Raw genomic sequence first — 23656 nt, 5'->3', positions numbered from 1 at the left:
GCCCTCTTTCCACAGAACAGGAATAAGGAATTGCTGTAAGGATCCAGTTTGAAGTTGTACTGGATGATATCCAGCAAGCCATTGAGCTGCTTCCTCATATCGGTGTAGCCGCATCGGATTGATATTGTCAAGATTAGTTGACACATTTTTCTCAAGGATATCACCGACTATGCAGCTACCTCCAAAGTATCATAGTATTGCCTACGTTTTACCATGGGCGGAAGGCCTCCATTGGCAGAGCAGATCCTCCGGTTGTTCCAATAGCTGAGGAAGTATCTCCAGATAAGTACCTTTAGTTCTTCTACTTCCATCTGCTTTGCATCATAACGGTCATAAAGGAGTTCCGTCTTCATTCTGGCCCACATGCTTTCGCAGCGTGCATTATCATGACAGCGCCCTCCGGCACTGTTCATGCTTTGATGGATATGATGCGCCCGGATGGTCTGACGGTAGGACTCACTGGTATACTGTGTCCCGCGGTCACTGTGGATGACAGCGCCTTCCAATGCAGGATAAGCAGTCAGGGCATTTTCCAATGTATGGATACATAGATCGGCTTTCATATTCGTTTCCATTGCCAGACCGAGGACACTGAGATCAAAGCAGTCAAAAATTGCAGATACATACAGTTTTCCATTGGAGGCCGGGATTTCCGTGATATCAGTGATACATTTGGCCAATGGAATATCAGAACGAAAATCTCGCTTTAGTAAATCATCTGATTTCATGGCTTCACGATCAGCCTTTGTAATCCCGTTGGGTTTTCTCCTGGGCCGATGGCTCAAGCCAATCTGTTCCATAACACGGTATACGGTTCGCTCACTGGGAATCTGCACTCCTTCCGGCTGTTTCAGCAACAATGCCTGGTACATCCGGATCCGGCCATAAGTATCGTTACATTCATCCTCGCTGACGATTTCTTTCATGGCATCTGCAAGATCCTGGTACTTCCAGGGGCGGTCTTTGTTTGCGAGATATTTATAGAAGCCTTGGCGGCTGATCCCAAGCATTCTGCAGTAGAATGAGATTTTCCCGGTAATCCTGCCGTCCTCTGTCTTCAGGGCCAGAAAGATCATTCTCTGGTTTTTGCTGACTTCCGACGGCTGGCGGCGAAAAAAGCACTGGCTTCCTCCAGAAATTCGTTTTCTTCCTTCAGGCGACGGATTTCCTTATCCTGTTCCTTGACCCGTTTACGTAGCATGGTAATCTCTTCTGACAGGCTCATTGCGCTGGTGGGAGTATGGGAGCCTTCCCCGATATCCAGCTTACCGGCTCTAACAGCTTTCAGCCAGGTATGGATGGTTCCTTCAGGGATTCCTAATTCTTTAGCAGCCTTAGCGCCGCCGATTTCTTTGGCAAGTTTTACTGCCTGTACTTTGTATTCATGGTCATATTTACGTGCCACTTTGAATACCTCCTTATTCTCTTGGTTTTATTATGAAATCCTTGAGAATAAGCTGTCAACTTTTTTTATACCACACCATCAACACCAAATTCAAAGCATCCGGCATGAAGAGTATGTCTGCGTTCCTGCGCAATCCCAACTTAGATTTCTCAACTGTCATGAATACTGCATACCATTTTCCATTTTTATGACGAAGTACAACACTGTCTGGAGATTTACTCCATAAATATTCTGGAACTGTACCGTACTGTTTCTGCACGTATTCAAAGATTTCTTCCGTCTTCACAATCTTTTCAACTCCTGATTCTTCTGATATCCTGCCCATAATCATACCACATTTTCGTATCCCGTACTACCTGCCAAATTCTTTTGCATTTTCCCGGTTCTCCTGACTTTAACTAATAGAGGGGTAAAACAGCAGCAAGGACAGGAAGTGAGGATACACTTCCGGAAAATCCCAATTTAGGGTACCCTGCCCTGAATTGAAAAACGCTGAAAGCAACGATACTACTGCCCTCTCAGAAAGGAGAAACTGCTAATGGCTGAAAGAAAAAGAAACAAAGAAATTCATTTTTATGTCACAGAAGAAGAACGAAAGCTAATCCGCAGGAAGATGATAGAATCAAAAACCAAGAACATGGGAGCTTATCTGCGTAAGATGGCAATCGACGGCTACATCGTCAACACAGATACAACTCCTCTGAAGAAACAGTATGAGGAAATGCACAAGATTGGCATAAATATCAACCAGATTGCAAAAAAGGTAAATACCACCGGAGATCTATATCCGGAAGAAATGCAAGAATTGAAAGAGATGATGAAAGAACTATGGCATATATTAAGATCTTCCCCATTAAAGTAACAGACAAGAAAGCTCTGGACTATATCACGAATCCAGACAAGACTGATGAAAAACTGCTGGTTTCCAGTTTTGGCTGTTCCCCGGAAACTGCTGATCTCGAATTTTCCATGACTAGAGAAATGGCAAAAAAGAATGGAATGGACAAAGGTGATAACCTGGCATTTCATCTGATCCAGTCATTTAAACCTGGAGAAGTTGATGCCGAAACTGCCCATCGCTTAGGACAGCAATTTGCAGCCGAAGTACTGAAAGGAAAATATGAATACGTGATCAGTACCCATGTTGATAAAAAGCACATTCATAACCATATCATCTTCAACGCTGCAAGCTTTGTTGATCATCACAAGTATGTTTCCAATAAGCGGAGCTACCATAAACTCTGCAGAATCAGTAATCGTATCTGCCTGGAAAATGGACTTGCCACCAGTATGCCAACCGGAGAAAAAGGAAAAAGCTATAAAGAGAACATGGAATATCATCGTGGCACCAGTTGGAAAGCCAAGCTACGTGTTGCAGTTGATAAAGCAATCTGGACTTCCATCAACTATGAGGAATTTCTACAAAAAATGCAGTTAGCTGGATATGAAGTCCGGCAGGGAAAGCATCTTTCTTTCCGTGCACCGGAACAAAAAAATTTCACTTATATGAAATCTCTGGGAAGTTATTATACGGAAGAAAACGTCCGCATCCGCTTAGCTAAAAATCGTAGCAAAGTGAAAACTCCAAAACATCTGTCCAGAGAAGCTCGCCTGTATATCAATATCTCCACGTATGTAACGACTGGCAATCGAGAAGGATTTGAACATTGGGCAAAACTCAATAATCTAAAAGAGGCAGCCCGCACCTTCAACTATCTTTCAGAAAATAACCTACTGAATTATGAGGATTTCAGGCAGCATGTTTCTGATGTTGATGCTTCTGTTAAAGCGGCTGATCAGAGAATAGCACACATCACCAGTGAGCTAAGCACGCAGAAAGTCATTCAGAAACACTGTGATTCTTACCGGCTCTGCCGTAAAGTGATAGAAGATTGCAAATCTGCAAAAAATCCAAAAGAATACCGTTCCAAGCATCTGGCAGAATACCAACTCCACGATTCACTAAAAAAAGAGCTTCAGGATCTCGGTGTTACCAAAATCCCTAGCTCTGAAAAAATCCAGAAGCGGATTGAAAATCTTGAATCTGAACAAGCTGCTACCATCCGGGAAAAACAGAAATTACAGAAAAAGCAGAAAACACTGGATATCATTCAGCAAAATTTCTCTGTGCTGCTCGATGCTCCTGAAATCAATTCAGACTTACTTCCGGCAAAACGGGAACCTGTTTCTGTCACAAGAGATAAATAAGATTGCACTGACAACTCAATTATTCTCTTCCAAATCTTCCCAAGGTTTCAGACCCATTTCCTCCCAGGTGACACCATACGGTGCACCTCCGGAGGTATAACCGGCAATAACGAAAAATCTGTCATCTTGCAAGATTTCTTCTTTAGCCAGATTATCTCTTGTTTCTTGTTTCCGTCTTGCTCGCCTCTGCTGCTTCTTTTGTTTCGCAACAGCTGCTTTTTCTTCCGGCGTTTTCTTATGTTTTTTTGCCATAAGTGTTTCTATTATAATTCCATTCTGAATGTCTCTCAGGATACGTTCTTCATAACTCTTTTCACGCTTTTCAACAATTTTATAAAATTCTTCATATTCCGTTTTAGGAGCAAGCGATTGAACTGCCGTAAACAAACTTTTGCATATATCATTCATTTCAGTAGCATCCGGCATTCGCTGATTCTCAAGATAAAACTTCAAGTGCATTTTGTATGTTTTATCTGCTATTGCACTCTTCTGTTTTTGTTTTAAGTCTTTATAGCTTCTGTCGTTCCTCTGCATCTACAATTCCTCATCTGCCTTCTTTCTCCCGTGCCATCAAAAGCATTTTTTCAAAAGACTGAGCGAATCTTTCATCATCTTCCTCCGTCCGCTTCTTCGGTCCCTTGACATGACATTTACGGGAACTTCTTCTGGCTTTTTTACTCAGGTGACGTTCCATTAGCATCTGATCAATATTATCATCCGTGTACCATTTACCTGATTGATGAATAGCATAAGCACCTTTTCCCAATGCCATTGCAGCCACACCATAGTCCTGTGATACGACAATATCTCCTTTATGGCAGATACTAATCAGTTTATAATCTACTGCATCTGCTCCTGCACCGACAACAACAACTTTACTATAAGTCGATGACAGAACATGGTTTGTATCACACAACAACATTACCGGAACACTATTATCTTTTGCAATCTTTTCAATGATCGCAACCACTGGGCAGGCATCTGCATCAACAAATATTTGCATCTTTCTATTTCTCCTCTGAACCATTATAAGAATAAGCTCTGCTGTTCGTATTCTGCCTCTCGTTTTAGCTGAACCGGTACCTGATGCAGAATTTGCTCCATTTTCCTGTCATCGAACCAATCTTTCAGCTGTCCTTTTTCCAATATCAGCGGCATACGATCATGTACTTTTATCATAGATTCATTGGCTGCTGTAGTCATAATCACAAATCGTCGTTCATTCTCAAACCAATCACAGAAGCCAGCCATATACAATACTGGTGCATCATATCTGGAAAATGTATTTTTCTCTTTTAACCGATTCCATTCATAGAACCCACTTGCCGGTATCAAAATGCGGTGATAGAGGATTCCATTTCGAAAAGAAGGTTTGTCCATAACAGATTCTGCTCTTGCATTTATAACCAGATTCTTTCCTTGTGACAATGGATATCCCCACTTGCAAACATCCAGTTTCAATCCATGTTCTGATTTTTCAATGATCGGTGCTACATTGGTTGGAAAGATATCTCCTGCAAAATGTTCCTGCCGGATCCGTTGGTCTATATCATGCACTACTTTTTCGATTTCATCTGCCATATCAGAATCAATATAATATCTACCACACATAATACTTCCTTCACTTATAGATTCTATTTCATCAAATATACATCATTTATTTCTAGGCACTTTAAACTCAGTTAATCTATAATTTTGAATCCACCCCATACATTCTTCACCATCTTCATTCTCCCAAATTATCTGTCGCCACTTTTTATATTTATCTATAATTCTAACAACTTTCCCTTCCTCAAGCTTTTCAATTACAATCGAATGGCAGTCATGCTTCAGTCGTACAATAGATTCTCTATTAACGATTCTATATTTAGTCGTATTTAGCTCCTTCGCATCATATCCCATTCCAACGATGTAATAATTATTGACTTGTTGTGTATAATTGTAATTATTTATCGTTGTTGCTGAAGAATTCGTAACTCCCAAAACAACTGATATAATCGTAATAATAAAGTTCAGCCATTCTCGTATTTCTTTAACATCTATCGTTCGTTTTTCTTCTATTGGCAAATTCTGCTTCTCTTTATTTATCGAAAGATTCGTTGCTCTTTCATATTCCGATGCAATAGTTTCTGACACCGTATCAATATCCCATTCTTCGGATTCTGAGAAAACTTGATCGGTAACTCTTCCCAATAAATTTATATGAGGCTTCTGGCATAATGGTGGAAGCCTAACACCATAAATTAACAACACCATATTGAAAAAACACTTGTGTCCTTTAATGTATTAACTGCGAAGAAAAACACAAAAGGAGTATTCACAAGTGGCTTCAGTTAATACATTATGCAAAAGTGTCCTTAATGTCAAGAACACAGTTATAAAAAATTGTAATCTTTACTCTGATAAGAATGGAGTTAAACATATTCGTATCCAAGCAAGACCTAATAAATGGCACGAGAACGACTGCCCATTCTGCCATAAATCATGCCCTGTTTATGATAAACATTCCAGTAGTATAATGCCGAGATATTACGAAGATAACTCGTAGAAAATGCAAAGTCCAGTCGCAAGTTTAGACACGATATTGCTCTTAACAGTCGTATAAAATCAACATTTGCAGGGATTTATCAAATTCCGACATACCGTCTTAGAAAATGAATAATCCCTCGCAATTCATTATGAACTACGAGGGACTGCTTACTGACTGTTAAAGCGGTAGCCGATCTCACGAACACTATCTATGGAAAAGTGAGAGTTTGTATCACAAAGTTTTTTACGAAGATTCCGAATGTGAAAGCCTACGGTATCCTTTTCATTGCCTGCTGATATTTCGCCCCACACCTTATCATAAATCTGCTCGTATGTAAGAACACGACCTTTATTGGCTGCGAGCAAGCAGAGTATATCGTACTCTTTGACGGTCAGTTCAATTTCCTGACCGTTATTGATAACTCTGCGCCGGCTCAAATTGATTTCTAAGCCGGAAAGGGATAATGTCGGCTCATATGAAATCTCTAATTTTTCAAAATCAGGGTGCTGTTTTACAAAAGCCAGCATATCGTCAAAGGCTGTTGAGTCTTGTGCTTTGAACTCCATTATTACGATTCGTCCGATATTATCACCCCCCTTGGTTAGTTTTTTTGTCTTGGACAACATAAGATTTATTGCGTGAGATAATACGATTCATCAATCGTTTTCAGAATAAAATTCACATCGTCATAACGAGAGGAATCGGACTGAGAGCCTAAACTGCATATCAAAAACTCTTTTCCGTGCTGCTGATAAAGCACAATCAAGTTATAGTCGTCAGACAGAGAGCCAGTCTTAATTCCGCATACATTTTCGTTGTAATATTCGGATGTCGGATCAAGGAAGGCGTTTGTATTCTGCCATATTTGTGTACTGCCATCAGGCAGTGTTGCCGTATAAGTGTTTTGAGATACAATTTCTCTAAACCACGAGTATTCCAACAACCGATATACTACTTCTTTCAAATCTAAAGTGGTGGTAAGTGCCTCCATATCAAAACCACTCGGATCATATAAAACTGTGTCTAAGTACCCCTGCTGTTACAAATGCAGGTTTAAGTTCTCCATGAAAATCCTCACACGCTCTTGACAGCTTTCTGCTTGCGGCGAAAGTAATCCTCCACAATAATCAGCAACCACATAAGCTGCGTCATTCCCTGACGGTACTAACATTGCCGCAAATAGATTGTGTAAAAAGTATTCTTTTTCCTTGATTTGAGCAACAGACGAGCCAGGTTTCGTGAGTGAAATAGCACCATAGTCTGCAACAACGATACTATCAAGGTCTGCTAAAGTTGACGCATACTCAATAACAAACAGCTTGGCTAAACTTGCAGGAATTTGTGGCTCGTTCTCGTTTTTTGAAACAAATATTTCATCATCAGAACAATCCACCAAAATCAGCGATTTTGCATTATAAGAGTCAGGAAAATCTTCTTTGTAGAGAAAACCATTTATTTTATTCTTTACCTCTCTGAAATTTTCCGGCTGCATTGCCCACGGCACAAACATTATACCTATGCCGATACAAACTACAAGCAAAAACAAAAATACTCCAAATCGTTTTTTCTTACGGCGTTTTCTCTGCATATATGTGCTCACCTCCCAACACCAAAACTCCTATGTGCCATTTTTAATCGGCATAATTTGCCTGAATACACTCTGTAAATCCAGACGGATCTCCCAACTTAGCTTTATCAATATTATCACGAAGATATTTGCGTGTGGCGTCATCACAGCGATCTGTTCCCATATAAGGCATATCAAAGGCTTTTTCGAGTTCAGCTAAGGCTTTTGCCGCCCTTTCCGAATCCGTATTGTAAGTATCAAGCCATTCCTGCATCCAAGAATATTCCCAAAGGTTAGATGCTCTTGTATCGCCATATCCTATCTGAAAAGACGCTCCCGTATCTTCGCCTTCCAAAGCATCAGGCGGCGTAAAGCCCTCCGGCCAATTCAAACTCTCAATGGTCGTTAGGTATTCTTCTTCAATGGTAGCAAAGTCCGTGAAACCTCTTGTGTTTGTGTCGGAGTCCGAAGAAGTGGAGCAGCCTGCCAGCATAATCACCAGCAAAGAAATCATAACACACAATAACAGTCTGTACGGTCTTTCGGATTTTGAGATTGTTCGTTTCATTTTGTTTCCTCCTTGAATTGAGTTTTATTATCTAAGAGCCAATGCAGGCTCTAATTTTGCTGCTTTCAATGCTGGTAATAATCCGCCCAATAATGCTGTAAGCACAGACACAGCAACTGCAACAACAGCAACGCTGATTGGATAACTCGGTGTTCCCACCGGGGAATCCACAGGGAGCAACGCTCCAATACAATGCACCAAAATCAGCGAAATCAAAATAGCTGCAAGGCAAACGAATATTGATAAAATCAACTGTGAGCCTAAAACCAATGCCACAATATTTGTTCGTGAAGCACCTATCGCTCTGCGGATCAGCAACTCATGTGTGCGCTGTTCCAATGAAGATAGTCCGATATTGATCTGCCCTAATACGGAAACAAACAGCAACAAAAGCGAAGTAACCAAAAGCCCTAATTGCAGTATGGACAATACCGAATCATAGGTATCTCCAATATCACTCCGCCCAGCACTTTCCCAGTAACCGCCAATGGTATCAGTCAAAATGTCGCCAAGGGCAGAATGTATCTGTTCGATTGTCAGTCCTGTTGTGGGATGCCAATACACATTTGCATTTTGTACTTGCCACATTGCTGGTGCGAAATTGAGGATCGCCGCAGAATCCGCATAGATAGTCGGAAAATCCCTGCCATCGTTTACTACTCCGACAATATTGAATGGGGTTAACGAAAGTGTGCTTTTTACATTTCCTGCAGCATAGGGCGAATCATTAAAATAGTTTTTAGCTTCTTTGTTTATGACCACTTCAAGCGAGCCGCCCTCACTCGAAGGCTCTAACCATCTACCGGATGTCATTGGAAGATTATAGACTTGACTATATGCCTCCGTGGTGCAAACTAAATCAAAAGCCATCAGGTTTTGGTAAACATCATTCGGCGGTATTGGCGTTAAATCTTTCATTGGTGCAAATCGAATATCTTCTCCCATAGAAAAAGTAACAGCGGCTACATCATCAATGGCTTCAAATCTCTGGAATAATTGTTCCATTTTATTTCTATCGTGAAAATCGGATTCCGTTATCACGAATGAGTAAGTAGGTGACCAGCCATATACCTGTGCGTTTACGGAAATCAAATACTCCCGTCCAAGCGTACCAACTAATACCGATCCAAGCATTGCGATAATGCCTACAAGCATTGAAACACTTGTCAGAATACTTCTAAGTGGAGACAGACGAAGGTCTTTAAGTATCATTTTTAGCACAAGTTATCCTCCCTCCATCCATTTCAAAAATCGTATCACAGGTATCTGCAATATCAGGATCGTGCGTAACCAACAGCAGCATAATTCCATTTTCTTTTACGACGCTGTGCAACAGTTCCATAATCTGCGTTCCCGTCTTTTTATCCAACGCTCCCGTAGGCTCATCACATAAAATGGCTTCCGGAGATACTGCAAGCGCCCTTGCGATTGCAACTCTTTGTTGTTCACCGCCGGACAAATTGATTGGGTAATCATTTTCCTTGCTTTCTAAGCCGACACTTTTTAGCAAGCCTGTAATTATCTCGTGACGCTGTTTGGCGGTAAACGACTTTTTGGCATAGAGTAGGGGTAATTCGATATTTTCCCATACCCGCAAGTGCTTAATCAGAGAGTAGTTCTGAAATACAAATCCGATATTATTGGCTCGCAGTATAGACAGATCACGGTCTTTCAAAGCAGAAATAGATATACCATCATAAAGGTACTCGCCCTCATATTCCCGATTTAACAAGCCAATAATGGATATAAGGCTTGTTTTGCCTGAGCCGGACTTTCCGACAATGGCATAACTGCGCCCTCGTTGCAATTCCATATTAGCGTTGGTTACTGTTGTCAGCATATCGCCATTATTCAATTTGACGCTTGCTTTCAAATCCTTTATTTTGATTAAAGTCTTTTCGGAAATTCCTTTCATTTTATCAAATCCCCCTCGGATCAAGGTTTGGCGGAGTAGCAGAAACTACATCGCCCTCCTCTAAGCCGGACAGTATTTCTATATTGGCTCCGTCTGTCACACCCAATGTCACTTTTGTTTCCACTCTTTCTCCATTCGGAGTAATTACAGTAACCAATCCCGTCCCTTGTCTACCCGCTATTACCGACAGCGGCAATATAAGGACATCATTTCTCGTTGTCGCCGTTATGACTACCGTTGCACTTTGCCCCGATTTCACATCGACTGTTTGACTGATCAAGCATTGCAGAATGCCCTCTTGCGGCACGATTCCCGTAAACGCATTTTCATCTGCGGCAGGCGACACCACGGCAATCATATCGGTTGGTCCTACACCATCATATACTTGAAATTTTGCTTTCAACTCTGCATACTCCGGTAAGGTACTCAAAAAATTATCTGCCTCTACATTGAGGGCAAATCCTGTATAATGCACTATCGCTACGGGATAATTACTCGGTACGCTTTCATTGGATGGGGCAATAGAGGTAATTGTACCATCCACCGGAGATTTCAATTCTTTGCCGTTCACAGTTCCAATAATTTGCCCGGCAGTGATTTTTTCTTCTAATTCTACCGCTGTATTAAATATGCCATTTTCGGGTGAGGAAATAATAAACGGTACTGCCGGAACAATAGTCGTTTGCGTTGAAACGGTTGGAGTAATTGTCCCTCGTACAACTGATACCGTTTTTTCTGCGGATGTTGCGCTATATGTAAGATTGTTTTCGTCTGTCTGCCCAATTGCAGAGCAGGCAGATAGCGTAAATACAAGAAACAAAATAGAACATAGCAGCATTTGTTTTCTTAGCAACTTCATCATTCCTCCTTATGCTGTATCACAAAAAATACGAGCCTCTATCTTGATACTTTTATTGTACCAAAACAGAAGCCCGTATTTTCTTGATTGCTCGTAAGGTATTCCTCTTTTTTTCTATGCAAATTCTTACAATTTTCCTACGCCAACGGCAAAGTAATTGAAAACTTGTTTTGATCCTCTTGGCTCTCTGCAACGATTGTACCATTGTGTAGTTCAACAATCTGCTTTGCAATCGCCAAACCTAATCCAGCTCCTCCACTGCTTGTACTTCTCGCTGCGTCAAGCCGATAAAACTGCTCGAAAATCCTGTTTAACTTTTCTTCCGGCAGAGTATCGCCGTGGTTACAAAAAATAATGCTGACCGTATCTTCCTGACATTGTGCGCTGATCGTGATATCCGTATTTTCAAAACTGTAGATAACCGCATTTCTCAAAAGGTTATCAAAAACACGCTGAATTTTGTCTGCGTCACATCGAAGCATTATATCATCATCAACACAAAGATTACATTGCAAATTCTTTGATTTGAGCATAGGCTTAAATTCATATACAAGTTGCTCCAGCAGGCGAGTTAAATTGATTTTCGTGTATTGTAATGTAATATCGTATATATTGAATCGTGTTATCTCGAAAAACTCGTTAATCAGATCCTCTAACCGTTCTGCCTTACCAAGAGTGATTGAAAGGTACTTTTCTCGAAGTTCCTTTGAGATTTGCGACTCATCACGCAGTAAAGTAAGATACCCGATTACAGAAGAAAGCGGTGTTTTCAAATCGTGTGCAAGATACATAATCAGGTCATTTTTTCGCTGCTCATTTTCTTTTGCAAGCCTTGCATTACTTTCAGCCTCTTGTTTTAACTGATTGATGTTAGCGGCGATTTCACTCAACTCCGGGGACATTTCAATGTAACTGACATTCTGATCGAACATTTTTCCTGTCGCAGCCTGTACCTCGTACACATAGGCGACTACTTTTTTCAAAAGTAGGTATGTCATGTATATAATACAGCCACCCCACACGATTACAGCCACTATATAAAGATATACTGTTCTGTAATACAAGTAATAATACAAAACATACTTGCGGAGAATTTCCTCTGCCATAATTCCTAAAAGAAAAGTACCGCCAAAAATAAGCACAGAGCAAATCGCACATTGAATTACATACCCTTTGAACAAGGTAGAGAGCAGATAGTTTTTTTCTTTTTTATTCAATTTCATACCCTACCCCCCAAACAGTTTTAATGAACTTCGGATTTTTTGAAGGTTCATTCAATTTTTCCCGAAGCCGCCCAATGTGCGCCATTACCGTATTGTTACTGTTGCGAAGATACTTTTCTTTCCACACGGCTTCAAATAATTCCTCCGAGGCGACAACTTTACCCTGATGTTCGCACAGATACCACAGAATAGAAAACTCCAACGGAGTCAAGGCTATTTCTTTGCCATACAAGTAGCACTTGTGGCTGACTCTGTTTATCAGTAGACCTCTGATGTCATACTCGTCTTTTTCTTCGGATTGGCTCAAATTAGGACTGTTATAGCTCTGATAACGCCTTAATTGCGTCTTTACTCTTGCCACAACCTCTAAAGGATTAAACGGTTTCGTTATATAATCATCCGCACCAATCGTAAGCCCCATAATCTTGTCGCTATCCTCAATTTTGGCGGTAAGCATAATAATAGGGAAGTAAAACTTTTCCCGAATTTTTTGGCAAAGTCGAAAACCATCAATATCCGGCAGCATAATATCAAGTATCGCTAAATCAATCTGCGACTGTTTGATACATTTCATCGCCTCTAACCCATTATAACATTTATATACTGAATAACCATCGTTACTCAAATACACTTCAAGCAGATCAACGATTTCTTTTTCGTCATCCACAATTAAAATCTTCTTGTTCATTGATCCTACACCTCATTTTCGGGTACGGCTTCCATTATGTCGCCAAAATCACACTCTAAGTATTCGCATATATTCAACAGCACGGGAAGGGTAACATTTTCATTTTTTCCGAGTTTCGCAAATGTACTTTTGCTTGCCCCGACCGCTTCTCGTAATTGACTCTTTTTCATTCCCTTGTCAATCAGAAGTTTCCAAAGTTTGTTGTACCGTACTTTCATTTCCGCACCTCCACCCAAATATAGTTTGTATTATAGCACTTTGAGAGTGAAATCGCAATTATTAAGTCTGTATTTTGAGACTTTTAGTTTTCAAACCGGCACAATATCTTTCTGATATGTAATCCAACCGCCTGCAAAATGCAGGCGGCTTGTGTATTTTAATAGGCAGGTGCGCCGTAGCCAAGAATCTCGTAATAACCGATAGAATACTCATTGACTCGGCAACTGTCGCCGGAGTTGCCCTCGACCGTATAAACCTTGCCGTTTTCGACCTTTTGAACAATACCCGTATGGTCGGATAATCCATCCTGACCACTTTCGTCTGCCCAATCGAAGAAAATAATCATTCCGGGGGCAGGCTCGGCGCTGCCATCCAGCCATTGTCCACGATCCTTAAACCATTGTACTCCGTTGACACAGCCTGCATATTTTGGGATAACTCCAGCGTCGATATAGCCGCACTCGTTGGCACACCAAGATACAAAGCAAGCACACCATTCTACACGGGAGTTAAAACCGTACCACGACCAATACGGCTGACCGCCCACATTGCCAACCAGAGAGAGTGCAACGGTCACGATCTGTCCGTCGCCGCCTGTAATGCCGTAAAGCACCTGTGACCAAAGGTAATTGTTTTCATCTGCAAGCAGTTCAGCGAGGTAGCCTTTCTGTTCTTCGTTAAAACCATATTGCGCCGCCATTTCCTCGGCAGTCTTGTGGCTGACGGTAATATACAGATAGGTTTGTGTGACCGTGCTTTCAGTTTCCACGATATTACCGTGTCCGTCATCGGTTTCGGTAATAACTGTTTCGGTCTTGCTCTCTGTTCGGGAAGATATTTGATTCATCTCCCAAAAGATGTCTTTTAAGAGTTGCTTTTTGCCATCGTCCATTGTGGCAACCTCTTGGGGGTTATCTTGATCCGTATTCGTTTTTACAGAGTAAACGGCAAGCACCTCTTTCCAAACGGCTCTGCTGCCACTCATTTCAAGAACATCATAGGATACCGAGTTCTTTTCCTCTTGCAGCTTGGTATCGTATTCGGTATTGATTTCCTGCACAACGGTCTGCATACTCATTCCAGTGCCGGAATCTTCGTCTGAGAAGAAAATGCCAAATACTGAGCCGAGGATCATACCAATCAGGCAAATCACGATAATAACCAAAACCGCCACCCAGCCGCCTGCGGCGATAGCGGCAATCAAGGCTTTCGTTCCGGCAATAATCGCTTTAATGGCAAGTGCGGTCGCTTTGGCAATCGCCTTTACCGTAACCACGGCGGCTTTTGCCGCAGCCCTTGCCGCTTGTGCTGCTCTCTGTGCAGTTTTAACCGTAATGATTGAATCCACCTAAAAATCCTGGATTGCTATGCCCCCGCTTATGCCCCTTGTCATCATAATGGTTTAAACCGCCAAAGAATCCTGGTCGACTCTCACCTACTTTATGCCCGTTATTGTCATAATGATTCATACCACCAAAAAAGGAAGGCGAACTATGTCCGATTTTCTTTCCATTTGCATCATAGTCGTTCATACCACCAAAGAATCCTGGTCTGCTCTCGCCTACTTTTTTCCGTTTGCATCATAATGGTTTATGGATCCAAAGAATCCTGGTCTGCTATATCCTTTTTTACTCATAATGTCACCCTCCTGACTCTATTAGCCTCTTGTTTGATCTCAGAATAACACACTTTTCTCATTTGGAAGTCGCATAACAGGCGACATTCTTTTATCGCATTTACATTCATTATACCATTTATAATTCTTCCGACAATACGCAATAAAGCCGGAAGCCACGTTATCATCCATGACCTCCGACTCGTTCTGCTTATTCTACACTGTCCTTACACCCAAATCAACTCCTCTCTCCGTTTTATCTTTTCCCTGCTTTTCTTGAATAATCCTCTTATTGATCTCAAGCCGTTCATGAATGGATAATTTCTTATCTTTTCCATCTACCGCCTGCTTCTGCTGTGCCGGTTTTCTATCTGTTTTTCCTACATCCTTAACAACTTCATTCGCTTCGGTACTTGTTACCCTCTCATCTGCTCTTCCTTCATATCTTTCTGCTATCTGCTGTTCTCGTCTCTCCTTCACACCTTTTTCCTCCAGATTGCAAAAACTCTGCAGATACGGAAGCACATGATTCTGCATGTCTGTCAGATCTTCCATATACTTTTGGAACTCTTCACTTCCTTTGCCTTTCTGGTAATTGATCCAATACTCATCTGTAAGCTTCATTTCATTATCATACTTCAACTGACTCACAATACCGCCATGTCCATTTCCAATATCCATTGACTTCTTAAAATGATGCAGCATCTGTTCACCTTTTTCCGCATAATATACAGTCACATATATCTTTGCAATTTTTGTAGGTTCCTCTGTCTTCGGATCACGTTTTGCATACCATTCTTTATCCATTTCTGCTGTTTTTGCATCCAGCTCAGACAGCTTCTGACATCTTGGATTCATGAGATCACTTTCTTCACAATAGTTTACATACACCATTGGTTCCATATCCTTTGGAAGTTCAGGTTCATAGGCTTTCAGTCTTTCAATCAATACTCCTGCACGAACAGACAGATCGCATTCTTCGTCTACAATATCCTTCAGATATGAAATATAGGAATGAATATTTCCACTTCTCAAATCCAGCATTACTTCCTGCACCGTATTTTCTCCCCTCTCCACATTATCTCGATACTCATACGGATCAAAAGCTTCTGCAATCTCATCCAGTGCCTCTGCCAGCTGTTCTGTGGTCATTTTCTCAGGATACATTGCTTCTCGAACATCCCTCATCGGTACATACTTGTAGTCCGGCAATGCTTCATGAATTTTCTCGATCCCTTCCCGTACCAGTGCAAGTTCTCCATAAAATCGAACATCATCCATCAGATCTCCGAATACGGTATTCCCTTTAACGATCGCAAATTCGGCTTCATCATAGTAACTGTCTTCCGGATCACGATAAATAATTCCCATTGAGCATCCCAGATACGCAGTTTTAGGATTCTCCCTATATTTTTCATAGACCGCAGCAATCTGATTAACATCGGTACTTTTTTCATAAGCTCCCATATCATGGAACTCATCACATTCTGTGGCGAAATATTCCAGATAAGGCTCTTTCTTCGGTGGCATATTATTAAGGACGTTATCAATCATGTTATAATTCGCCTCTTCCAGTTCCTCCACCTTTGCCAAAGGCTTATATTCGCCCTGGCTTTTCTGAATCTCTGCCATTACAACTTCATCCATTTCTTCTACTTTTTCCATCAACTGATCATAATCTCCACGGATGCGTTCTCCAGTCCAGCCTTCGTCTTCCAGAAGTTCCTCTGCCGCTTCTTCAATAGAAATTTGATCATTTTCATAGACGCCACCATCCATCAGACGAAAATCTTCATCGTAAAACGAATAATCATATCCTTCTTCTGTTCTCTGAATAGCAAAGTAACGTTCTCCTACCTCATATGCCAGTTCACTAAGAACCTGTTCTTCCAGATTCAGGAAAGAATCCAGCTGTTCAAAACTGATACTGTCTACAAAATGAGCGGTTACTTTTTTCCCGTCATTCAGAACTATGATATCACTGACAGACAGGGAATGCCCACGGAAATCTTCCGGTCTATCAATGTTGAACCTTTCAAAAATATCATCCAGTGACATATTTCCCGATAATTCCCCAACATAGACCAGCTTATAATCTTCTTTTTTTATCTGCATACCATGACTTTCAATAAAGCGCATATTCATAAATGCATAGTTTTCGCCCGGTGAATCGTCCTTGATCTGATAAATACCAAAGGTTCGCCTTGTTCCTAACAACAGGTTTGCCTCTTTCAAAGACTGAATCTGCGGATATTTCTGCATTTCCCATTCCAGGTTACGGAAACGCTCCAGTTCTGTCATAGACATCTGATAATGCTCCGGTCCTCGTTCAATTTCCATGCGTTCCGTGACATACATTGGTGATGAAAAATTAGTGATCAGATAGATATCTGCTCCGGCATCGTATAATTTCAGTGCTTCTTCCTGCTCAATGACACTCATAGGCTCCTGAAATGCTCCAAAATCTTCATCGGCATAATCCAGGTCATTCTCCTCTATCCGTTCCCACATCTGCGATTCCATGCCAAACAGACCTTCATGCGCCTGTATCATTTCTTTACTTGCATACTCTCCCTTGCTGCCATCGCTGCCCAGGCAATAAATCTTAGAACCCATTCTGTGATAATCCAAAGCTGCTTCTTTTCTAAGCGGCACCATGTCTTCTGCTGTATATCCATAATCACGTAATTCCAGCTTACCTATGGTTGGATCTGGTAGATCCTGAATATCCATTCTTGCATCATCCAGTAGATCCTCTACCCCTTCTTCATCTGCCTGGATCACTGCATCTGCTAGATTTCTTACCAGAGTCCTAACTTTCTCTTCCTCACCGATCAGATTCGCATATTCAAAAAGCTGTTCTTTTACATCTGTTGGAAATTCTATGCCTCTACGCTCTGCCTGACTGATCTGTCCCTGCGTGTATTCCTGCATTTTCTGTGTTTCTCTACCCGTTATCCTGTTTCTTGCCATATAAATTCCTCCTGTGTTCTAAAAAATGGCATAACCGACAGAACCTTCTTCTACCAAATTATGCCATCTTTCCTCTTTATTCCAGACCGAAGTCCCGTTTTCTGGTTTCCTTGCCAGTTTCACTTTCCCGCTGACTCTTTTCCTTATAAATCTGCAGTTTCTCATGGATAGAACCTCGTGCCGGTCTTTCTTCTTTCTCTTTTGATTCCGACTGCTCTGTTTCTGTATCTTCCCGTTCATCCATATTGAGAAGTGCATTTAACTCTGACAGTCGCTCCAGTTTTTGGTTCAGTTCCTCTTCTTTTGGAAATGGCTTCCCGACTTCCTCTTTGGCGTTTGTCATCTGCTCCTGTACCGTTTCCAGCCGTTGTTCTGCTTCTGCCAGTTTCTCCGGATAACTTTCTAAAAGATTATTGATACGAGTGATATTTCCTAGAGCATCGGCTCCCAATCGAACTTTAGCTACCGATTCATGCTTTACAGACAGGATAAACTCTTTGCTCCAACTGTCGAATTGGATTCTCATGTTAAATCCCTGATAGCTTCCAATATCCATAGCTGCATCCACAGACTTAATTTCTTTGCAGACCGCCAGAAGAGCCGCTCCTGCCTCTTTCTTTTCTGTGAACACTTTGCCACTGATTTCCATAGAAAACTGCTCTGGATCTGTGATTTTGTACTCAGAAAAATGAGCGATGTCTGCCTTGTAGCTGTCAATGATCTCTGTCAGTTTTGCAATCTGTTGTGGAAAATTCCTTGCAATATCATCTTCCAGTCGATACTGGTTATTCATGTGGTTGGCTTTTAAAAGTTTTAATTTTGCCACATCAACATCCAATGCCATCTTCTCTTTTACTGCCGGATTTCCGGTTGCAAGAGCTTTGACCTCTGCATAGGAAAGTGCCGCTTCGTCTACATCTTCACAGCTTCGCACAGGTGCTTTGCTGGTCATAATCTGAGAAATGAATTTCTGCTTGTTCTCAATCAACTGCCACATGTAGCTGTCAAATGTGGATTCAGTTACATACCGGAAGATATGAACCTTTTTATTATGGTTTCCCTGACGGATAATACGTCCTTCCCTCTGTTCCAAGTCAGATGGTTTCCAGCCAATATCCAGATGATGCAACGCAATCAGACGATCCTGCACATTGGTTCCTGCACCCATCTTTGCTGTAGAACCAATCAAAAAACGAACCTGTCCGGATTTCACTTTTCCAAACAGCTCCGTCTTCTTTGCTTCTGTATTTGCATCATGAATAAAAGCAATCTCTTTTTCCGGCACTCCTTTTTCCATCAGTTTCCGTTTCAGGTCGTCGTAGACATTAATACATATTCCCTGCTCATTGCATTTACCAACTGTACTTCCGTACCTGCCAGTCCAATGTTAGAACAGATAATGTCTATCCCCTCTGCCTGATGTCTGATATAACAGTCGGAAGGAATATCTTCATCTTTCATTACTGCATCCATAAGAACTGTAAGTGTTTCATTACTGTCATCACAATCACGATATCCAAATCCTGCGGATACATCAGACTGTGGATCGGCATCAACGATTAACACTTTCATATTTTTTTGTGCTAATCCTACTGCTAAATTAGCTGTACATGCGGACTTTCCAGTTCCCCCTTTTTGGTTTACAATAGAAATAATTCTAGCCATTTTTTCATCACCTTTCAATCAATAAAAATGACCGAATCAGCTAAACAGATTTTCATCCATTACGAGCTAATTCGGTCCTGTTTTCGCTATTAAATTGTAATATCATCACTTTCGTGATACAGTAAAAGCATCTCAGATAAAAGCGAATATTTTCTTTCATCTGAATAAGGTTTTTATAAAAGATAGGCCTTTCCTTCATAAATTTGTTGATTCGTTGCAAGTTTTTTTCAGGACCAAATCGCCTCAACCCCTTGTATTTACTGGGTTTCCGTTGATTTAGTCTTATTTTATCATCATCATCACCTATACGCATTCCTGTCCAGTAAAGAAGCATAAATGCCATCTTCGCCTCCGGTTTCTTCTCCATAGACGGAAGAAACTGCTTAAATTCCTGCTTTGTCCAGAACTCCATATCGTCAGCCTTGCTTTTTCCGATACTTCCTGCTTTTCTGCAAGGATTATCTTTCAGGTCATAATATCTGACTGCATAATTGAAAAGTGCTGCCAACTGGTTATTGATACTTTTAAGATAAGTTGGTGCATACCCCTGCTTAATCAGTTCATTCTGCCATGCCCGAATATCCGCTGTCTTAATCTCACACATCTTTTTCTTCTTAAAATACGGCGTAACCTTTAGGTCAAACACATATCGTTTATTCTTAATTGTGCTTTCTCTAAGTCTGTTCTCCATATCAGCAAAATAGATTTCAACGAAGTTCTCAAAGTTGATATCCAGATCCTTTCTCTGCTGTTGCCGGAAGTTACGCTCCCATTCCTCAGCTTCTGCTTTTGTCTTAAAACCTCTTTTGTTCTTCTTATGGCGTATGCCTTGCCAGTCCTCATAATAGAACTGGCTACGCCAAGTCTTACCATCTCTTGTAGCCGACATATCATCATCTCCTCTCCATTAACCAACTGCCATACCATAAAACTTTTCTTCAAAATACTTTGTAGGTACCTTGCCTGAAATCACCCGATAACCTTTTTCTTTCAATTCATTATTAAGACCACGAATGATTTTGTAAGCATATCCTCTTGATACTCCAAGAATCTGTGCTGCTTCATCTGCTGTTACATACATCTTCATCGTATTCTCCATATTGCATTCTCCTTTCGTGTTTTACATTAGTACACTTTTGTGTCCTTATTTATCCGTATTATACGGTACACATTTGTGTCTGTCAAGTAATTCATCAAACTTTTTATACACAAATGTGTCCTATTGTGATAGAATAGATCTAACAAATCATAAAGGAGCTGTTTTATGACTACTGGAGAAAAGATTAAATATTTTCGTAATATGCGTGGAATATCGCAAGATACGCTTGGTCAGCTATCCGGCATAAACTCCGCAACCATAAAGAAATATGAATACGGAATCCGAAATCCAAAGCCTGACCAGCTTTTAAAGATTGCCAATGCATTAGGCATCAGTATTAACATTTTCATGGATTTTGATATAGAAACAGTTTCTGATGTATTATCATTGCTGTTTAAATTAGACGATCAGATTGATATGAAATTGGAGGCAGATAAAGATGATGAGGGCAATTTTAAGCCATCAACTGTAAAGCTGTCCTTTAAGAACAACCTCATTAACAAAAAACTCTGTACCTATATGAAAGTGCTGGAAATTCGTGAAAATATGATAAATGCGAAAGATAATTATTCTGAAGAAGAATATAACGCCAGTTTACAACGTATTAATGAGAACATTGAAGAAATCAAGCAGCATCTGCTTGATGACAACATGGTTGTGTCAAAAGGAACTGACAGGCTTACTGTAAAAATTTTTCCAAATTAGCGAAACCTCTTGAATTATCAGACATAAAATGATAATATCTAATTAAACAGAAAGCACCCACTCCAAAGGTGGATGCTCCGAGTTTAGGTTAATGAATGTCCTTAAGGACACCGCCTATCCTGTGGATCAGACAGGATAGGCATTTTTATTTTCGCTTGTTTCTCTTATCGAGAAAGGCAAGCAACGCTACAATCAAGCTACCAAAGGACATCAACAATGCTAATATCCCAATGAAAATCGAAATGATCTCATAAGCTGTCATCGGCGCCACCTCCCTTCCTATGTATTCCGTTAAACCGGTATCATAAACTCGGGAGGCTACCACCCTGTCATGGGTACTTTCCTTAGACGATATTGTACCATAAAAAATAAAACATCTGCAATATACAATCCCACAAAATCACCCTTCAAATGACTGATAAATATTAATCACTTAAAAAGCTTTTAATCTCCTCACTTATTCTTCCATACTCATAATCATGCACATAATGTGGGCAATCCAATTCTATGTACTTCCCAGACTCCACTTCTGAGATGTATTTTTCCTGTATCCTTCTCCATGTTTCTTTATCAAAACCAGTTCCACCAGTACCATCAGAAATAAAAAGCAGCATAGGAACCTGTGGTACTCCATTTTGAGCTACAATTCTTGCATTATCCTTAACACTCTTCGCTTCATTTATTATTGTTACAGTTGCCGTTCTGTTATAAAAAATTGCTCTATACCTATTCTTTTCGTCATTAGTCAACGTTCCATGCTTTATAGCATCACTTTCCGCAAGTGTAGGAATTAGTCTGGTAATTCCTAAATCCGCTGCATATTGTCCAAGTTTCATTAGTGCAAGATTTATTTTCATATTCTCGTAATATTCTGGCACAGCCATATCTAAACCTATAATTGCTTCAATTTCATCGGGATACTTCTGTGCCCAATACAGAGCTTCAATTCCAGACATAGAATGCGGACATAAAACATATGGTCCTTCAATCCCTGCTTTATTCAAAGCTAATCTCGTTTCAGATAATATAGTCTGTATATTTCTGTCTTCATCAACAATATCACTATACCCATATCCAAATTTTTCAACGACAACAATTCTATAATCATCACGCAACAACGAATATAAGGATTTAAAATCCAGAATAGGGGAACAGGTTCCACTCCCTGATAAAAATACCAGCGTTCTAGAACCACTCCCTTCCACATATATGCTCATATTATTTCCATTTATATCAACAAGCTGTCCTAATGGCTCTCGCAATTTTTTCTCTGCATTAAGTCTATATCTATGATAAACAAAGCAAATCAAAATTAAAATAACAATAACTGCTACTATCCATAATAATACCCGCAACATTGTTTTAGCTCCTTTTTTCATTATCTTTACATATCCCTCCTGAAATAAAAACGGCAATACAAATAATAATCACCTTACACACCAGTGAAACAAAGAGATTTCCACCAACAGAAATCTGCGATAATGTATTAATCAATGCATGTGTCATTGCACATATCCACAAGCTCCTTGTTTTATTGTATAATGCAGATAAAATAAAACAGTTTGTCAAAAGTCCAAGTAAAAAGCTACCTACATGAATTGATTGCATTGAACCTTCAATAAAAAAATAAAGGAAATGCCATATTCCCCAACAGACAAATGTCACACATGTCGAAAACACATACTCATGTTGTTCCTCAATAATTGGTTGAAACGTATATCTCCAACCTATTTCTTCAATCCCACCGAACAAAATTGCTTTTACAAATAATATAACCGGAATATACCAATTCTTTACTTGTAACATTCCACCCATTAATAGATAACAAAACTCTATACTCAAAAACATAAAAACAAGCAAGTAGCCGAAGATAGGTTGCTTTATGTTCACAAACTCGATTACAATCCTCTTAAAATTTATTTTTCGATATCGAATTGTGACAATGCTCCCCCACATTGCCGAAGAAATTCCGCCAATTCCAATTGCTATCATCCCAATTACCGTTGTGTAATCCACGACTATCCCTATCTTACGCAATAGGAAAACTATGATCGCTATTACCGTAATTTGTCCTATAGTTCCAGTTAAATATAATCTAATCGCATTTTTTCTAGCCACAGAATTATCAACATCCTTCCTTCTTTAGTCAAAATCTGTAAAACTCTTTCCCATTACGTAAGCGCAAAATATTGCTACGCTACTCGTAAATTACGCTTGCACCAAAATGATAGATGCAAGCGTTTTACTTTATTTTAGTTTTGACAGTTCGCTTTCGCAGTCTCGCTCCATGGAGCAAGTTGTTCCAGCTGTTCATCTGACATTTTATCGTTTGGCCGTTGTGATAAGAGATATGTCAGATATTTATAGGTATTCAGATCATTCGCTTTTGCCATCTCAACTATTGTATACACAATAGC

29 protein-coding genes and 3 pseudogenes are annotated in these 23656 nt (G+C 40.3%); 3 read left to right on the top strand and 29 right to left on the bottom strand.

The features are described 5' to 3' along the window. The 4 genes and pseudogenes from tnpB to H8716_RS17960 form a co-directional block, all read right to left on the bottom strand. Positions 1-146, bottom strand: a 146-nt coding sequence (gene tnpB, locus H8716_RS18095) for an IS66 family insertion sequence element accessory protein TnpB (protein WP_408610904.1), incomplete at its 3' end; no start/stop codon positions are given. A gap of 21 nt (positions 147-167) precedes the next feature. Continuing rightward, the gene (locus H8716_RS16320) at positions 168-1076 is read right to left on the bottom strand and encodes an IS3 family transposase (protein WP_249310042.1); all 909 of its coding nucleotides are present in this window, start codon (positions 1074-1076) and stop codon (positions 168-170) included. Continuing rightward, the gene (locus H8716_RS16315; RefSeq protein ID WP_117910777.1) at positions 1073-1405 is read right to left on the bottom strand and encodes a transposase; all 333 of its coding nucleotides are present in this window, start codon (positions 1403-1405) and stop codon (positions 1073-1075) included. Before H8716_RS16315 ends, H8716_RS16320 begins: the two co-directional genes overlap by 4 nt. 124 nt (positions 1406-1529) lie before the next feature. Then, positions 1530-1691 (bottom strand): annotated as a pseudogene (locus H8716_RS17960) (MmcQ/YjbR family DNA-binding protein); the annotation flags it as partial. 252 nt (positions 1692-1943) lie between these two features. Here H8716_RS17960 and H8716_RS16305 point away from each other — a divergent pair. Continuing rightward, complete coding sequence (locus tag H8716_RS16305; protein ID WP_249310041.1) at positions 1944-2267, top strand: MobC family plasmid mobilization relaxosome protein; 324 nt, start codon at positions 1944-1946, stop codon at positions 2265-2267. Further along, positions 2234-3613 carry a relaxase/mobilization nuclease domain-containing protein gene (locus H8716_RS16300; RefSeq protein WP_117649063.1) on the top strand — a complete coding sequence of 460 codons (1380 nt, stop codon included), beginning with the start codon at positions 2234-2236 and terminating at the stop codon, positions 3611-3613. The genes H8716_RS16305 and H8716_RS16300 overlap by 34 nt, the downstream gene beginning before the upstream one ends. Before the next feature lie 15 nt (positions 3614-3628). On the opposite strand, the gene H8716_RS16295 is transcribed toward H8716_RS16300, so the two are convergent. From H8716_RS16295 to H8716_RS16195, 21 genes and pseudogenes are all read right to left on the bottom strand, one after another. Next, entirely contained in the window at positions 3629-4147 is a 519-nt protein-coding gene (locus H8716_RS16295; RefSeq protein ID WP_012744275.1) for a hypothetical protein, read from the bottom strand. A 10-nt stretch (positions 4148-4157) separates the two neighbouring features. Next, on the bottom strand, positions 4158-4616 hold the full coding sequence (locus H8716_RS16290; RefSeq protein WP_015514506.1) for a YaiI/YqxD family protein: 459 nt from the start codon (positions 4614-4616) through the stop codon (positions 4158-4160). Positions 4617-4639: 23 nt separating this feature from the next. Next, positions 4640-5224 carry an SOS response-associated peptidase gene (locus H8716_RS16285; RefSeq protein ID WP_012744277.1) on the bottom strand — a complete coding sequence of 195 codons (585 nt, stop codon included), beginning with the start codon at positions 5222-5224 and terminating at the stop codon, positions 4640-4642. Positions 5225-5266: 42 nt separating this feature from the next. Then, positions 5267-5869 carry a hypothetical protein gene (locus tag H8716_RS16280; RefSeq protein ID WP_015514507.1) on the bottom strand — a complete coding sequence of 201 codons (603 nt, stop codon included), beginning with the start codon at positions 5867-5869 and terminating at the stop codon, positions 5267-5269. Positions 5870-6310: 441 nt separating this feature from the next. Beyond that, positions 6311-6709, bottom strand: coding sequence for a winged helix-turn-helix domain-containing protein (locus H8716_RS16275; protein ID WP_015514508.1), 399 nt, complete (start codon positions 6707-6709; stop codon positions 6311-6313). Between the two features lie 65 nt (positions 6710-6774). Then, positions 6775-7134: a hypothetical protein gene (locus H8716_RS16270; protein WP_249310040.1), complete on the bottom strand. Its 360-nt coding sequence runs from the start codon at positions 7132-7134 to the stop codon at positions 6775-6777. A 48-nt stretch (positions 7135-7182) separates the two neighbouring features. Next, positions 7183-7731: a D-alanyl-D-alanine carboxypeptidase family protein gene (locus H8716_RS16265; RefSeq protein WP_249310039.1), complete on the bottom strand. Its 549-nt coding sequence runs from the start codon at positions 7729-7731 to the stop codon at positions 7183-7185. A gap of 43 nt (positions 7732-7774) precedes the next feature. Beyond that, positions 7775-8278, bottom strand: a complete 504-nt coding sequence (locus H8716_RS16260; protein ID WP_015514509.1) for a hypothetical protein — start codon at positions 8276-8278, stop codon at positions 7775-7777. Positions 8279-8305: 27 nt separating this feature from the next. Then, positions 8306-9490, bottom strand: a complete 1185-nt coding sequence (locus H8716_RS16255) for an ABC transporter permease (RefSeq protein WP_012744282.1) — start codon at positions 9488-9490, stop codon at positions 8306-8308. Then, positions 9480-10193 (bottom strand): ABC transporter ATP-binding protein, encoded by a 714-nt coding sequence (locus tag H8716_RS16250; RefSeq protein ID WP_004853372.1) that lies wholly within the window; start codon positions 10191-10193, stop codon positions 9480-9482. Before H8716_RS16250 ends, H8716_RS16255 begins: the two co-directional genes overlap by 11 nt. 4 nt (positions 10194-10197) lie before the next feature. Beyond that, complete coding sequence (locus H8716_RS16245) at positions 10198-11055, bottom strand: hypothetical protein (protein WP_249310038.1); 858 nt, start codon at positions 11053-11055, stop codon at positions 10198-10200. Between the two features lie 134 nt (positions 11056-11189). Then, on the bottom strand, positions 11190-12275 hold the full coding sequence (locus H8716_RS16240) for a sensor histidine kinase (RefSeq protein WP_008703821.1): 1086 nt from the start codon (positions 12273-12275) through the stop codon (positions 11190-11192). After that, the gene (gene vanR, locus H8716_RS16235; protein WP_004853366.1) at positions 12262-12963 is read right to left on the bottom strand and encodes a VanR-ABDEGLN family response regulator transcription factor; all 702 of its coding nucleotides are present in this window, start codon (positions 12961-12963) and stop codon (positions 12262-12264) included. The genes H8716_RS16240 and vanR overlap by 14 nt, the downstream gene beginning before the upstream one ends. Before the next feature lie 5 nt (positions 12964-12968). Continuing rightward, complete coding sequence (locus tag H8716_RS16230) at positions 12969-13181, bottom strand: helix-turn-helix domain-containing protein (RefSeq protein ID WP_008703822.1); 213 nt, start codon at positions 13179-13181, stop codon at positions 12969-12971. Between the two features lie 158 nt (positions 13182-13339). Next, positions 13340-14530: a CHAP domain-containing protein gene (locus H8716_RS18155; protein WP_008703824.1), complete on the bottom strand. Its 1191-nt coding sequence runs from the start codon at positions 14528-14530 to the stop codon at positions 13340-13342. Beyond that, positions 14508-14714, bottom strand: a complete 207-nt coding sequence (locus H8716_RS16220; RefSeq protein ID WP_012744284.1) for a hypothetical protein — start codon at positions 14712-14714, stop codon at positions 14508-14510. Before H8716_RS16220 ends, H8716_RS18155 begins: the two co-directional genes overlap by 23 nt. A gap of 299 nt (positions 14715-15013) precedes the next feature. Beyond that, entirely contained in the window at positions 15014-17770 is a 2757-nt protein-coding gene (locus tag H8716_RS16215; RefSeq protein WP_249310036.1) for a YodL domain-containing protein, read from the bottom strand. A gap of 76 nt (positions 17771-17846) precedes the next feature. Beyond that, positions 17847-19097: pseudogene (locus H8716_RS16210) on the bottom strand (helicase-related protein); the annotation flags it as partial. Then, on the bottom strand, positions 19079-19435 hold the full coding sequence (locus H8716_RS16205) for a ParA family protein (protein WP_249310033.1): 357 nt from the start codon (positions 19433-19435) through the stop codon (positions 19079-19081). The gene H8716_RS16205 and the pseudogene H8716_RS16210, both read right to left, overlap by 19 nt. A 298-nt stretch (positions 19436-19733) precedes the next feature. Then, positions 19734-20324: pseudogene (locus H8716_RS16200) on the bottom strand (tyrosine-type recombinase/integrase); the annotation flags it as partial. An 18-nt stretch (positions 20325-20342) separates the two neighbouring features. Beyond that, entirely contained in the window at positions 20343-20534 is a 192-nt protein-coding gene (locus tag H8716_RS16195; RefSeq protein ID WP_116444116.1) for an ICEBs1 excisionase, read from the bottom strand. A 165-nt stretch (positions 20535-20699) separates the two neighbouring features. Here H8716_RS16195 and H8716_RS16190 point away from each other — a divergent pair, with 165 nt between their 5' ends. Further along, positions 20700-21239: a helix-turn-helix domain-containing protein gene (locus H8716_RS16190; protein ID WP_249310031.1), complete on the top strand. Its 540-nt coding sequence runs from the start codon at positions 20700-20702 to the stop codon at positions 21237-21239. Positions 21240-21384: 145 nt separating this feature from the next. On the opposite strand, the gene H8716_RS17780 is transcribed toward H8716_RS16190, so the two are convergent. The 4 genes from H8716_RS17780 to H8716_RS16175 all read right to left on the bottom strand — a co-directional run. Continuing rightward, the gene (locus H8716_RS17780; protein WP_022085598.1) at positions 21385-21501 is read right to left on the bottom strand and encodes a putative holin-like toxin; all 117 of its coding nucleotides are present in this window, start codon (positions 21499-21501) and stop codon (positions 21385-21387) included. A 163-nt stretch (positions 21502-21664) separates the two neighbouring features. Further along, positions 21665-22618: an alpha/beta fold hydrolase gene (locus H8716_RS16185; protein ID WP_249310029.1), complete on the bottom strand. Its 954-nt coding sequence runs from the start codon at positions 22616-22618 to the stop codon at positions 21665-21667. Next, entirely contained in the window at positions 22602-23357 is a 756-nt protein-coding gene (locus tag H8716_RS17775; RefSeq protein ID WP_144362916.1) for a CPBP family intramembrane glutamic endopeptidase, read from the bottom strand. Before H8716_RS17775 ends, H8716_RS16185 begins: the two co-directional genes overlap by 17 nt. Positions 23358-23491: 134 nt before the next feature. Then, a partial coding sequence (locus tag H8716_RS16175; RefSeq protein WP_249310044.1) for a transposase domain-containing protein occupies positions 23492-23656 on the bottom strand: 165 nt, incomplete at its 5' end.

The organism is Jingyaoa shaoxingensis (genome assembly GCF_014385005.1).
GTDB lineage: Bacteria > Bacillota > Clostridia > Lachnospirales > Lachnospiraceae > Marvinbryantia > Marvinbryantia shaoxingensis.
Note: the sequence above shows the minus strand (reverse complement) of the source record. Positions and strands in the feature narration are given on the sequence as shown.